At 49.1% G+C, this 12,900-nt stretch carries 15 protein-coding genes; all 15 read left to right on the forward strand.

All coding sequences use genetic code 11. The features are described from left to right. Positions 1-43 precede the first annotated feature (43 nt). The 15 genes from ACFQ0N_RS04295 to ACFQ0N_RS04365 all read left to right on the forward strand — a co-directional run bounded on the left by ACFQ0N_RS04295 (position 44) and on the right by ACFQ0N_RS04365 (position 12,889). Positions 44-652 carry a genetic competence negative regulator gene (locus tag ACFQ0N_RS04295; RefSeq protein ID WP_379323187.1) on the forward strand — a complete coding sequence of 203 codons (609 nt, stop codon included), beginning with the start codon at positions 44-46 and terminating at the stop codon, positions 650-652. Between the two features lie 138 nt (positions 653-790). Next, positions 791-1,489 (forward strand): glutamic-type intramembrane protease PrsW, encoded by a 699-nt coding sequence (gene prsW, locus ACFQ0N_RS04300; RefSeq protein ID WP_379323189.1) that lies wholly within the window; start codon positions 791-793, stop codon positions 1,487-1,489. A gap of 69 nt (positions 1,490-1,558) precedes the next feature. Then, entirely contained in the window at positions 1,559-1,717 is a 159-nt protein-coding gene (locus tag ACFQ0N_RS04305) for a hypothetical protein (RefSeq protein ID WP_379323191.1), read from the forward strand. Positions 1,718-1,820: 103 nt separating this feature from the next. Beyond that, positions 1,821-3,149 (forward strand): germination protein YpeB, encoded by a 1,329-nt coding sequence (ypeB, locus tag ACFQ0N_RS04310; protein ID WP_379323193.1) that lies wholly within the window; start codon positions 1,821-1,823, stop codon positions 3,147-3,149. A gap of 944 nt (positions 3,150-4,093) precedes the next feature. Then, positions 4,094-4,747, forward strand: a complete 654-nt coding sequence (locus tag ACFQ0N_RS04315; protein WP_379323195.1) for a flagellar brake protein — start codon at positions 4,094-4,096, stop codon at positions 4,745-4,747. 59 nt (positions 4,748-4,806) lie between these two features. Continuing rightward, a complete protein-coding gene (locus tag ACFQ0N_RS04320) occupies positions 4,807-5,073 on the forward strand; it encodes a hypothetical protein (protein WP_379323197.1) in 267 nt (88 codons plus the stop codon). A gap of 148 nt (positions 5,074-5,221) precedes the next feature. Beyond that, a complete protein-coding gene (cmk, locus tag ACFQ0N_RS04325; protein ID WP_379323199.1) occupies positions 5,222-5,923 on the forward strand; it encodes a (d)CMP kinase in 702 nt (233 codons plus the stop codon). A 3-nt stretch (positions 5,924-5,926) separates the two neighbouring features. Further along, a complete protein-coding gene (locus ACFQ0N_RS04330) occupies positions 5,927-6,505 on the forward strand; it encodes a lysophospholipid acyltransferase family protein (protein WP_379323201.1) in 579 nt (192 codons plus the stop codon). A gap of 103 nt (positions 6,506-6,608) precedes the next feature. Beyond that, positions 6,609-7,856, forward strand: coding sequence for a 30S ribosomal protein S1 (gene rpsA, locus ACFQ0N_RS04335; protein ID WP_379323203.1), 1,248 nt, complete (start codon positions 6,609-6,611; stop codon positions 7,854-7,856). 119 nt (positions 7,857-7,975) lie between these two features. Then, positions 7,976-8,593 (forward strand): YphA family membrane protein, encoded by a 618-nt coding sequence (locus ACFQ0N_RS04340; RefSeq protein ID WP_379323205.1) that lies wholly within the window; start codon positions 7,976-7,978, stop codon positions 8,591-8,593. Between the two features lie 4 nt (positions 8,594-8,597). Further along, positions 8,598-9,524, forward strand: coding sequence for a YIEGIA family protein (locus tag ACFQ0N_RS04345; protein ID WP_379323207.1), 927 nt, complete (start codon positions 8,598-8,600; stop codon positions 9,522-9,524). Next, entirely contained in the window at positions 9,517-9,702 is a 186-nt protein-coding gene (locus ACFQ0N_RS04350) for a capping complex subunit for YIEGIA (protein ID WP_379323209.1), read from the forward strand. The genes ACFQ0N_RS04345 and ACFQ0N_RS04350 overlap by 8 nt, the downstream gene beginning before the upstream one ends. A gap of 111 nt (positions 9,703-9,813) precedes the next feature. Continuing rightward, complete coding sequence (gene der, locus ACFQ0N_RS04355) at positions 9,814-11,136, forward strand: ribosome biogenesis GTPase Der (protein ID WP_379323211.1); 1,323 nt, start codon at positions 9,814-9,816, stop codon at positions 11,134-11,136. Positions 11,137-11,262: 126 nt separating this feature from the next. Then, positions 11,263-11,856, forward strand: coding sequence for a glycerol-3-phosphate 1-O-acyltransferase PlsY (gene plsY, locus ACFQ0N_RS04360; RefSeq protein ID WP_379323213.1), 594 nt, complete (start codon positions 11,263-11,265; stop codon positions 11,854-11,856). Between the two features lie 10 nt (positions 11,857-11,866). After that, positions 11,867-12,889, forward strand: coding sequence for an NAD(P)H-dependent glycerol-3-phosphate dehydrogenase (locus ACFQ0N_RS04365; RefSeq protein ID WP_379323215.1), 1,023 nt, complete (start codon positions 11,867-11,869; stop codon positions 12,887-12,889). Positions 12,890-12,900 lie beyond the last annotated feature (11 nt).

Here is a 12,900-nt window from a genome sequence, read left to right on the forward strand (position 1 = left end):
TCCGCGATAACAAGCAGATGCTTTCGAGGAGGAGGATCCTATCATGAAAATCGAACGGCTCAATCAAGATAAAATACGAATCTTTCTGACGTTCGACGACCTGCTGGAGCGTGGGATCCAGAAGGAGGACATGTGGCGAGAAATTCCGAAGGTGCATGAGTTGTTCAGTGAGATGATGGATCAAGCCTACACAGAGCTCGGATTTGATGCAAGCGGGCCGCTGGCGGTAGAAGTTTTTCAGCTTCCGGCACAGGGCATGGTTGTAATCGTCACTAGGGGCAAGGTGAATGGCAGGCCTGGAGAACGGGCGCTGGATGAAGATGAACATGACGAAGATGTTTACGAGCTTGAGGTTACTCTTGAGCAAAGTGACGTTGTGTTGTATGCATTCAAGGATTTTGAAGACATTATATCTGCCTGCAAACAGCTTCAAGCAGCTAACTTTCTGGAAGGCGGCCGCTTGTATGCCTATAATGACAAATATATGCTCGCCTTCGAGCCAACGGGTCTTGAGCTGCCCCAGTATCATGCGCTTATTGCGCTGCTGGCTGAGTATGGCGAAGCGACATCGGTCACAACGGCTGTTCTGGATGAGTATGGGAAATTGATTATTTCCGACAACGCAGTTTCAGAAATATGCACTCATTTTTAACCACACACAGCGAGAGCTTCAGCTGCGGCATTGCCGGCCGGCTGCAAGCTCTTTAATTTTATAAATTGGCAATTTCAGCAGTTTCCCGATCTATTCCCGGCGTTGTATAATAAATAGATCGGAGGTGATTAATGGGGGATGGTGTTACTTTCAGTTTTAACAGCGGCTGTCGCGCCGGGAATATCACTGCTCACCTATTTTTATTTACGGGATAAATATGATTCCGAGCCGATTTTAATGGTAGCCAAAGTATTTTTGCTTGGCGTTTTGATAGTGCTTCCGATAATGGTTATTCAGCGCGGATTGGTTCTATGGATTGGAGAAGACCATCCTTTTTTATTTGCGTTCGCCATTTCTGCCGGCGTAGAGGAACTGCTCAAGTGGTTCGTGCTCTATCATATTATTTTTAATCATACGGAGTTCGACGAGCCCTATGACGGGATCGTCTACGCGGTTGCCATTTCACTAGGCTTCGCCACTGCAGAGAATGTCCTGTACGCCATTTACCAGCCTGTTGAGTTCGGAACGATCCTTGTGCGGGCGCTGCTGCCCGTACCCGGACATGCCTTGTTCGGTGTGACGATGGGGTATTATTTAGGAAAAGCCAAATTTTCGGAAAAGTCCAAAGTCAAACGCTTTTTAGCGCTGTCCTTTTTAATCGCTCTGCTTGAGCATGGGGTATATGACTGGATTATGGGCTCAGGAACAGTGTACTGGATATATTTTATCGTACCGTTAATGGCGTTTTTGTGGATCAAAGGTTTGCGTAAAATAAATCGTGCCAATGCCCGCTCGCCATTCCGGCTGCTAGTCAGGGAAAAAGAGGTTAAGTTTTGACTCCCTTGTCTATACTACTATAAGAGAACAGGCAACGCTTACGCTTATAGCAGCGGGCAGGAGGGTCTAATGAACTTGGCACGGATAAAGGTATCGATTCGCTGCCGCAAATGCGGAGAAAAATTTGTTTTGCGCGGACGGCGTGATAAGGGGAAAATCGATACAGGCTTTAAACAATGTGTTTGCAGCAATGCGGAAGATTTTGAAATTGAAGAATTACCGTTCTGAAATTTTGGCCAGTTCAATAACAAAACTGAAAAACAATGTATAAAGCTCCTGAAGGCAAACCAAACTAACACCAGGTTTTGCACACGAAAGGAGCTTTTGACTTATGTACCAGCGACTAAGCGCCATATTGTTTCCGGTAATGACGCTGTTTTTTGCAGGCTCGCTTTACTGGGGATATCAGGAGCATCAAGAGAAAAATTCAATTCTGATTAAGGCGGAAAACCAATATCAACGCGCGTTTCACGATCTGTCTTACCATGTGCAGAAATTGCATTCTGAGCTCGGCAATACGCTTGCCGTCGGCCAAGCTTCTCACGGCTATCAGCGCAAAGGGCTTGTGAATGTATGGCGGTTGACAAGCCAGGCGCAAAATGAGATTAATCAATTGCCGCTTTCGCTGATGCCGTTCAATCGGACAGAAGAATTTTTGTCGAAAATATCCAGTTTTGCTTACAAAGCTTCTGTACGTGATTTGACGAAAGAGCCGCTCAATGCAAATGAAATGAAAACCTTGAAGTCGCTTTATGCCAATGCCGATCAAATATCCAAAGACCTGCTTGGCGTGCAGAGCAAGGTGCTGGCAAGCAATTTGCGCTGGATGGATGTTGAACTCGCGCTCGCTTCTGAAAAATCCACTCGGGACAATTCAATTATTGACGGCTTCAAGCTCGTTGACAAAAAGGTCGGTGAGTATCCGGAGCTGGATTGGGGCCCTTCCGTATCCAGCATGTATCAAAAACGGACATTGAAGATGCTTGGCGGACCGAAAAAATCGCCACAGGAAATTAAAGCGCTGGCCGCACAATTTGCGGGTGTGGATGAGCAAGCTGTTCGCGTAGTGGAAAATGGCAAGGGCACCGAATATGCAACTTATTCGGCGACAGTAGAGCAAGGAAAAGACAAACATCCTGTTCAAATGGATTTCACTCAGGATGGAGGCCATCTGATCTACTACATGAATTCGCGGGCGGTTAATGACCATAAAGTGGGTTACAAACAAGCGGAACAGCAGGCAACAGCGTTTCTGAAACATCGCGGCTATCAAAACATGGTGCCTGCTGTCTATGACGAATATAATAAAATCGCGACATTTACTTATGTTGCAAGTCAGGATGGCGTATTGATCTACCCTGAGAAGATAACAGTAAAAATTGCACTGGATAACGGTGAGGCGGTAGGACTGCAGGCGGCGGATTATATCCATGAGCATCATGAGCGCAACCTGCCTAAGCCTGCGATCTCCGTAGAAGAAGCCCGCAAATCGCTTAATCCGGATTTGAAGCAAACAAGTGAACGTCTGGCAGTCATTTTGAATGACGAAAACAAAGAAGTGCTCTGCCATGAGTTTACCGGGTCGATTAATGGCGGTACGTACCGCATCTATATCAATGCCGCCACAGGCACCGAAGAAGCGATTGAAAAGCTTCCTTAAAAAGATGATAAACGCCTCCGGCCATATGGTCAGAGGCGTTTTTTGTAAGTCAGCGGAAAGTGGTACGCCGTGCAGAGGCATGGACGTCTAACTGTATTTTAGTTGCTGCTTTATTAATTTTGTGATTTTTTTGCCTGTTTGCTTGGCAGCATCATCCATCTGATAAGATTTGCTAACGAACCTGACAATCCTTATCCGGCTCAAAATGGGACCTTGTGAGTTGTAACGAATCTACCGATCGTTATTCACCGAAAATCGGCCGCTTCCCCGCCTTTTTTCCAGCAATAGCGTGTCTTCGGTTCGTTACACGCGGAGCAAGCCGATTTTTCGGCCAATAGCGTGTCTCAAGTTCGTTAGCCCTAATCGTCAGCATAGGGAGGATGAAATGGAGGGGAGCCAGATCACTATCCCCCTGATGATGCCGTGCAGTAGCATGGGGTAGCAACTAACTGCATTTTATGTAGTTAGTTGCTAGGGATAAGCAGACGATTCGCGATCTAAATGCAAAACCTGTATTTAGTTTAGCCGATTTGAACGGGATTCGTGATTTTGCTGCAAACTAAAGGGAGAAAATGCATGTAGTTCCTCGTGATTTCTGAAAGACAGGGAAACTAAATGAAAAAAATCCCTTTAGTCGTCCTATAAGAGGCTGTCGAATGGACGTGTGTGCTTTTAACCAACTGAGAAGCAGATTGTGAAATGGTCCACAATGAGCGGTATTTTTCTTATTGCAGTAATTGTCCAGTTACTTTTTTTAATCTGCTTATCCTTAGCGATTCTCTGGGCTGAACGAGTTTAATGAAGTGCGAAAGTTGAGTTATAAGTTCCCAGATCCCAACTGCCCTTATCAGAACCGGCATGAAAATGTAAAATTTTGTTGCGCATCGCTCCCCCGAAATTGGGTTGTTATGCTATAATTATTGCAGTAATTCAGGGGGGATCATATGGTGCCTAAGATCAATCAGTTTTTATTTTTACAGGTAGCTTCATCGGATGAAGAGGAAGCGCAGATAGAATATAAGTCAAGAATTGCAGATGAGAATGATATAGAGCTGCTGATTGAAGTGCCTGTACAAGAAGGGATGGGGAAATACAAGCGATTGTTTTTGGGCGATGAGCTCTCTGCCTATTACATATCAGGCGACGGCGTAAAACATTACTTCAATTCTCATGTGCTGGGGCATAAAGAAGATGTTGTGCGGCTAGTGCGCATCCGCAAGCCTGATCCCGATTCGATTACAAAGGTTCAGCGCCGGAATTTTTTGCGTGTAGCTGCAGAGCTGGAGATGGCGATCCAATTATCGCCGCAGATTCGTTTTATCGGTATAACGGACGATGTTGGCGGCGGAGGGATATCGTTTTTGTCGGACGGCAAATGGCCGATGACTCCGGGAAAGGAGCTGGAATGCTGGCTGCTTCTTCCTTACCGCAATGGCGCAATCGAGCATGCGCAGTTTAAATCTGAGGTTGTTCGGGTTCGCAAGCTCGAGTCTGGCCGCAACCAGGTCATGATCAAGTTTACAAGCATTACCGACGGAGAGCGGCAAAAAATTATTCGCTATTGCTTTGAACGGCAGCTGGAAATCCGCAAAAAATGATACATAACAATGCATGAAATGGAAAAACTACCCCAAATGAGACAATTTTCATTTTAATAGTGAAGACGGACTGGCTGTTCGACACGTCCAATTTGGGGAGGTGCGCTGTTATTGCCAATCAATCAAGGGAGAAGCGGGCGCATTCAGCAGGCGCTAAGCAAAAATACGAGCGAATACACCAAATTGACAAGGTTAGCAGCCTGCTCAAAATTGTAGCAATCGGGCTGCTTGTAATTCTTGTAATTTCGCAAGCCGCCCTGCAGTTTGAGGGTGTTAGAGAGTGGATTACCGGCGTGGACCGGCTGGAAGGAAGACCGCTAAGGTGAGGGGACGTTCTTTGCATCTCCAACTTTAGTGTGGTATAATTTTCACAACCGCAGGCAGAGCCTGCTTTTTTCTTGAGGATTTTACAGCGCGCCTGTGAGAAGGACAAGGCAAGCTGCCGCAAAGGCACTCCAAGGAGGTCGCACATCGTTGAGCAAGGATGATACACGTTGCAGCGAGCGCATGAATATTGCGATCGACGGACCGGCTGGTGCAGGGAAAAGTACAGTTGCCCGTCGTGTTGCTGAGAAGCTTGGTTACATCTACATCGATACCGGTGCGATGTACCGGGCAGTGACACTCGCTGCGAACAGAGCCGGCATCGAGCCGACAGAGTCGGACGAGCTGGGCGCAATCGCTCGCCGGTCCGAGGTTATCTTGAAGCCGGGAGCAGAAGGGCAGATTGTTCTGCTTGACGGTGAGGACGTTACCGATGCCATCCGTACGCGCGACGTTACTTTGCGCGTCTCACAAGTCGCAGCGCACCAGCAGGTTAGAGCGAGGCTGGTCGAGCTGCAGCGCAAAATGGCTGCTGCAGGCGGCATTGTAATGGATGGGCGCGACATTGGCACACATGTCTTGCCTGATGCTGAGCTGAAGATTTTCCTGACAGCCAGTGTGCAAATCAGAGCATTACGGCGTTACCGGGAGCTTAGGGATGAACAGAAGGTTCCGCTTGATCAACTGGAGGCTGAAATTGCTGAACGCGACCGCAGCGATCAGGAGCGGGAGGTCTCTCCTCTCGTATGCGCAGACGACGCCGTCGTAGTCGATAGCACGGAGCTGAATATCGATCAAGTTGTAGAAATTATTCTCAATTTGAGCCGAACCAAATTGGCGGAGGCGAAGTAGACTATGTTATATAATACTTGCCGCGGTCTGCTCCGGCTCATTTATGCGATGCTATACCGATTCGAAGCTGTAGGGCTGGAAAATATCCCGTCCACCGGTCCCGTTGTGCTATGCGCCAATCATATTAGCTTGCTTGATCCGCCGACGGTAGGAACCAAGCTGGAGCGCAAAGTGCACTATATGGCAAAGGCGGAGCTGTTTAATATCCCGTTATTTGGCCCGTTCATTCGCGCCTTGGGCGCGTTTCCGGTCAAGCGCGGGGGAGTGAGCAAGGAGGCGATACGCTCTGCGATTGCTCTGCTGGAAGAGGGCGGAGTAATGGGGATTTTCCCGGAGGGCACGCGCAATGCTCCGGCGACAGGAATGGCTAAGAAGGGCGCTGCCATGATTGCTATGCGCAGCAATGCAACTATCATACCGGTGGCAATTATCGGGAATTATCGCCTATTTCGCAAAATGAAAATTCGTTACGGCCAGCCGATCGATTTATCGGCCTTCATACAGGATTCTTCATCCGATGTGCTGGATCGGGTAACGGATGCGGTCATGACGGAAATACGCGAGATGACCCGCCAAGGGTAGATAGGCTGCAAAATAATGTTTTAGACAGTACATGTTTGGCTTGCACAAGCTATGGCATGTGCGTTTAAATAAAGTTGGGGTATGAATTGAGGAGGTATTTCAAATGTCAGAAGAAACAAAAGTACAAGAGTCCGCTCCAGCGGAAACGATTACCCAGGAGGCTATGGACAATATCGTGTCGATCAAAAAAGGTGACACGGTTACAGGTACGATCGTCAAAATCGATGATAACCAAGTCTTTGTAAGCCTTGGATATAAATATGACGGCGTTATTCCAATTCGCGAGCTGTCTCCGGTTCAACTCGAAAACGCGGCCGAAGCGGTTCAAATCGGTCAAGAAGTTGAAGTAAAGGTCGTCAGCATCGACGATGAGAAGGAAAAGCTTGTTCTTTCGAAGCGTCAAATTGATAGCGAGCGCGCATGGGATGAGCTGCAAGCGCGTTTTGACAGCGGCGAAGTATTCGAAGTTACGGTTGCAGACGTTGTTAAAGGCGGCCTCGTAACGGACATTGGCGTTCGCGGATTTATCCCGGCTTCTATGGTTGAGCGTCACTTCGTTGAAGATTTCAGCGATTACAAAGGCCGTACGCTTCGCGTAAAAGTGAAGGAAATCGACCGCGAGAACAATAAAGTGATTCTGTCGCAAAAAGAAGTGCTTGATGAAGAATATGAGCAAAACAAGCAAAAAATTATGAACTCTCTCGAAGCAGGCCAAGAGCTTGAGGGAACTGTACAGCGGCTGACTCCGTTCGGCGCATTCGTCGATATCGGCGGCATTGACGGTCTGGTCCACGTTTCCGAGCTTTCCTGGGAGCATGTCGCTCATCCGAAAGATTTGGTTTCTGAAGGTCAATCGGTTCGCGTCAAAGTATTGAAGGTCGATCCGGAAGCAGGAAAAATCAGCCTGAGCATGAAAGCAGCTCAGCCTGGCCCTTGGGAAACTGCAGCAGGCCAATTCAACACAGGCGATATTGTAACAGGCACCGTTCGCCGCATCGTTACTTTCGGCGCCTTTGTTGAAATTGCTCCAGGCGTAGAAGGCCTTGTTCACATTTCTCAATTGGCTCACCGCCATGTGGCGACTCCGCATGAGGTTGTTCAAGAAGGCCAAGAAGTGCAAGCGAAGATTTTGGACTTCAATCCTGCAGAGAAGCGTGTAAGCTTGAGCATCAAAGAAACAGAAGAAGCGCCTGCCCAACCGGAAAAAGCGGAAAGAGCGCCTCGCGATCGCGACCGTGACCGCGGTCCAAAAATTGAAAAAATCGACAACCCGAATGTCAGCCTTAGCAACGAAGGCATGAGCTTTACGCTTGCTGAGCGTTTCGGCGACAAGCTGAGCAAACTTAAATAAGTTAATCTATATGAGAAAGCTGTTCCCTGTTAAGTTCAGGGAGCAGCTTTTTTTGATTAACAGTGCAGTAATAAGCGCATAATAGTGGCTGACTGCTAATTTAGAAGGAAGGGAAGAAGATGGGGGCAGGTTTTCTTGCGGCTTGGCTGCTTGCGATGGGCCTGGTGCTTTATGTGACGGGCTGGAAGCGCCAGGTTGCTGGAGAAGCTTCCGTAAGGCTGCTGTGGAGCATGGCCGTACTGCTTGCTCTCCTTCATCCTTGGCCGGTCAGAATGTCCGATCATATTGTAATGAGCGGTAGTGCTCTTGGAGCAACAATGATCGCAATTGTTGTTATTTTTACTGCAAGGCCGCTGCAGGAGCATATTAGCGTCTTACTTAGCGCAGCGCTGGCTGCAGGCTTGAGCTGGTGGAGCCATTATCTGTACCGGTTGGATCCGGTGATGGTTGTTGTAGCTCCTGAGTGGGATGCCCCGATTCTAATCGGGTTCATAGCGAGCTTGCTTACTGAACGATTCCGTTATCATGCTGCAATCTCAGTGCTCGCAGTTATGGCTGCAGAGATTGGGCTGGCCGGCCAGGCTGCCGGGGAAGTCGCGATTGGCACGCTGCGCTGGTGGGATCAAACGGTTTGCGCTGTATGTATGACAAGATTGCTATGGAACATAAAATACGGTCTGCAGCTGTCTTGGATGAAAATGACAAGCATCCGTACCAGAGCGCGGGGGGGTAATTGAATCGATGTGGAAACAAATGATATCTGGCCAGCCCCATCATGTAATGATTGGGATCCTGCTGGGGATTGCCTTTGGCATATGCGCACGGTTGTTTTTACTGCGGACCGATTATCGGCAATATCCCGCTTACCCGCACGGGAAAATCATCCATATTTCGCTTGGGGTGATCGCTGCCGCCTTAGGGGCGGTAGCGGTACCGGCATTATACAAGAAAGATTACACGGCCATTACGTTCTTGACTTTGGCTGCTCAGCAATTTCGCGATGTGCGCAAAATGGAGAGAGAAACATTGTCGAAAATTGACAGCCTGGAGCTTGTGCCGCGCGGCGCTACATATATTGAAGGCATTGCCATGGTGTTTGAGGGGCGGAACTATCTGGTTATCTTTTCAGCGCTGCTTACTACGCTAGCCTCCCTCTCGCTCGGCGTTATTTATGGTATCGTAGTCGGCCTGGCCACTTTAATCGTCGTTCTCTGGCTCAAGTCGGGCAAGATGATCTCCCATATTGCCGAGGTTGAAATTGGCAATGTTATCGTAAAGGGGCCGGATTTGTATGTTAATGATATCTATATCATGAATGTCGGGCTGGGATCAAATCAAAAATTGATTGCTGAGGGCGGAATCGGTCTCGTACTGCACCCGAAAAACCCGAATGCGAAAGTAACCATCAGCAATTTGGGTCAGCGGCAGGCGATGCTGTATGATCTATCTACGATGCTTGGCATTTACCGCGATGACGGCGAGCCGGCTTTAATTCCGATGGCGAAGCTGGATATGAGGGATGGGCGGCTGGCCGTATTTATTCTTGCGCATGACAATAATCCGGAGAAGGCCAAGCAAATCATGCTGCGTGTGCCTATATTGGAATCGGCTGTAAGAATGCCAACGGAGGCGAATCTGAATAAGCAGGAGGAAGGCTGGCATGGCTAAAATCGTCGCAATCGTCACAACCGACTCCGCTGCTGTCGATGGAGGCGCGCCGATCTTTATCGAAAAGAATGCGGCTCAGCAGGAAGCAACGGCATTTTTGCTGGAAAAGATATTAAATGCCGCTGTTCACGATCTGAAGAACGGTACCTACATATTGGTTGATCATACTTCAGAATGAAATGTTAGCCAACGACGCTGTTTTTTGCTATGATGGAAGGCGTGAGTAATTTGTGAAGCAGCTGCTGTTCTCATATGGAAGACAGCTGCTTACGCTTGAGGAGTGAATTCGATGTCTAGACCCATTGTCGCGATTGTAGGGCGGCCGAATGTGGGGAAATCTACGATCTTTAACCGGGTGATCGGCGATCGGTTGGCGATTGTGGAGGACAAGCCTGGTGTAACGAGGGACCGGCTTTACGGTTCCGGTGAATGGAATGGCAGAGCCTTTAGTATTGTGGATACTGGAGGCATTGAGATTGACGGCGAAGATGAAATTATGAAGTCAGTACGGATGCAGGCAGAGCTGGCAGTAGAAGAAGCGGATGTCATCGTTTTTATGGTGGATGCAAAAGCGGGAGTAACATATGCTGACGACGAAGTTGCGCAGATGCTGATGCGTTCGCGCAAGCCGGTTATAATTGCTGTCAATAAAGTGGATAACTTGAATCGACATGATGATATTTATGAATTTTACAGCCTGGGATTTGGCGAACCGATTCCGATCTCCGGGGCTCACGGCACAGGAATTGGAGATTTGCTGGATGCGGTCGTAGAGCGGCTTCCGGAAGAGCAGGAAGAGGAATATGAGGAGGATGTCATTCGCGTCGCTTTAATCGGCCGGCCGAACGTCGGAAAGTCCTCCTTGGTGAATGCGATTCTTGGGGAAGAGCGGGTCATAGTAAGCGATATGGCAGGGACGACCCGCGACGCGATCGACACTCCGTTTGAGCACGATGGGCAAAAATATGTCCTAATCGATACAGCGGGCATGCGCAAGCGCGGCAAGGTGTATGAAACGACCGAGAAGTACAGCGTGATGCGCGCCATGAAAGCCATTGAACGCGCAGATGTCGTGCTTGTGCTCATTAATGGCGAAGAAGGGATCATTGAGCAAGACAAGCATATCGCCGGCTATGCGCATGAAGCGGGCAAGGCTTCGATCTTTGTCGTTAACAAATGGGATGTTGTCGAGAAGGACGACAAGACGATGCAGCAGTTCACGCAAAAAATCCGGGATCATTTTTTGTTTATGACTTATGCGCCGATTGTCTTCTTGTCCGCCAAGACAAAACAGCGGCTGCATAAGCTGCTGCCGGTTGTCAATCGCGTATCGGAGCAGCATGCGCTGCGTATCCAGACGCATCTGCTTAATGATGTTGTTTCGGATGCGATTGCGATCAATCCGCCGCCAACGGACAAAGGGCGCCGCCTTCGTATTAATTATGTCACCCAGGTAGCGGTCAAACCTCCTACTATTGTGCTGTTTGCAAATGATCCGGAGCTGATGCATTTCTCCTATGAGCGCTATTTGGAGAACAAGATCCGGGCCTCCTTTGACTTTGAAGGAACGCCGATTCGGATCTATACCAGAAAGAAATCAGACGACGATTAATTAGCGCTGCATGCCAAGAAGCCTGTATCCATGCGCTGGCTGCCGTATTGAGCCGGCTGGCGCCTGGAGCGGCTTCATTGCTTATTCGGAGAGCCGGTTTATGCTTTTTAGGGGGAGACAGGAACGGTGTTAACAGTAATTGCAATCGTGATCAGTTATTTGCTGGGCTCGTTATCATTCAGTATTTTAATTGCCAAATGGATTAAAGGAATCGACATTCGCAAACATGGCAGCGGCAATGCAGGGGCAACGAATACTTTGCGTATTTTGGGCAAGGGGCCGGCGGCGGCCGTTTTTTTACTCGACATTATAAAAGGCGTTCTAGCCGTTCTGCTTGGCAAATGGCTCGTCGGCGGAGAATGGGTGCCCGTCGTTTGCGGACTGGCTGCTATTATAGGCCACAACTGGCCGGTATTTTTCGGCTTTAAAGGCGGAAAAGGAATTGCCACGACGGTTGGAGTTATTGCTTCACTAGCCTTTTTGCCGGCATTGATCGCCGGGATTGCCGCAATTCTCTCCATAGTTATTACGCGATTTGTTTCACTGGGATCGCTTATTTTTGCCGCATTAGTGCCGATTATTATTTTGTTGACCAGTAAGCCATTGCCATTGTTGCTGGCAAGCTTGCTCATCTGCATATTTGCGTTTGTGCGCCATCGGAGCAATATTGTCAAGCTGGTGCAAGGCAATGAAAATAAGCTGGGTGCTCGCAAGCAGTAGGGAGGAAGGCATGGAAAAACGAAAAGCTGCAGTGTTGGTCGCCGGGAGCTGGGGGACGGCTCTTGCAACGGTACTCGCAGAAAATCAATATATCGTTCATATTTGGTCACGTAATGAGGCTCAAGTCGAAGAAATTAACCGTACACATGTGAACGGCAGATTTTTGCCAGGTGCCGAGCTGCCTCATTCCATCGCGGCCACGACTAATATCGAAAGTGCATTGAAGGATGCGGAGATCGTATTGTTTGCTGCTCCTTCTTCCGCTATGCGGCAGGTTGCCCGCACGGCGGCGCCATTTATCGCTGCAAATGCATTATGTGTCCATGCTACCAAAGGCTTTGAAACGGGCAGCTTGAAGCGGATGTCGATTGTGCTGGCGGAGGAGCTGCCGGTCGATCCGGAATCGATTGTTGTGCTTTCCGGGCCAAGTCACGCAGAGGAAGTCGTAAGAAGACAGCCGACTACTGTAGTTGTTGCCGCAGCCTCTCTCGCAGCCGCCGAGAAAGCGCAGGATGCCTTTATTACGCCATATTTCCGTGTTTATACGAATCTGGATGTAATCGGGGTCGAGGTTGCTGGAGCGATCAAAAATATTATTGCCCTTGGCGCCGGATTGTCGGATGGGCTCGGGTTTGGCGATAACGCCAAGGCGGCGCTGCTGACGCGGGGCCTCGCCGAGATCAAGCGGCTTGGCATTGCTATGGGGGCCAATCCGCTAACCTTTGCCGGCCTCGCCGGGGTTGGCGACCTTGTCGTTACGTGTACAAGCCGTCACAGCCGCAATTTCCGCGCCGGGTACATGCTGGCAGAGGGCGTGCCGCTCGATCAGATGCTGGAACGGATGGGCATGGTCGTGGAAGGGGTACGTACAACTAGCGCAGCGCGCGAGCTTGCAGAATCTTTTGGGGTTGTAATGCCGATTACAGAGCAGCTGTTTCAAGTGCTGTTCAACAATAAACCGCCGCGGGTCGCCGTCGAAGATCTGATGGGACGAGGCCGGACGCATGAAATGGAGGACATTGCTTTTCCATAGTGCCTACACCA

The sequence above is a fragment of the Paenibacillus sp. GCM10027626 genome, from assembly GCF_042676285.1.
Lineage (GTDB): Bacteria > Bacillota > Bacilli > Paenibacillales > Paenibacillaceae > Paenibacillus_Z.